Raw genomic sequence first — 593 nt, forward strand, 5'->3', positions numbered from 1 at the left:
TCCAAAGGCAGATCCAAGTTTGCAGCGTCAGCCATACCTTGGTTAACGAAGTTTTGTTTCATTTCGTTTGCCAAGCGGGCGGCTTCTTCGTTGACCAAAGCAACAGGAACTTGCAAATCGGCTGCTTTGAGCAGGGCATTCATTACAGATTCTTTGGTTTGTTCACCGATGCGGCGCTCAACTTCGCGGCCAACGTTTTTCTTCACTTCTTCGCGCATTTTGGCAACGTCGCCGTCTTCAATACCCAAAGCTTTAGCAAAGTCAGCATCAACTTCAGGCAAAGTGGCTTCAGAAACGTTGTTCAGAGTGATGGTGAATACGGCAGATTTACCGGCAACATCTTTACCGTGGTAGTCTTCAGGGAAGTTTACGGTAACATCTTTGCTTTCACCGGCTTTCATGCCGACAACACCGGCCTCGAATTCAGGCAGCATTTGGCCTGCGCCCAATACGAAAGCGTAGTTTTTAGACGCGCCGCCAGCGAAAGGTTCGCCGTCGATTTTGCCTTCAAAGTCGATGATGACGCGGTCGCCGTTTTGGGCTTCGCGGTCAACATGGTTGAAGCGGGTGCGTTGTTTACGCAGGATTTCTAC

Annotated in this window: 1 protein-coding gene; it reads right to left on the bottom strand. The window is 49.9% G+C overall.

Translation table 11 applies throughout. The features are described from left to right. Window positions 1-593 (bottom strand): trigger factor (gene tig, locus ACTHUE_RS19880; RefSeq protein WP_440424265.1); only part of this gene is annotated, 593 nt, incomplete at both ends.

This window comes from Neisseria sp. P0021.S005, assembly GCF_051956955.1.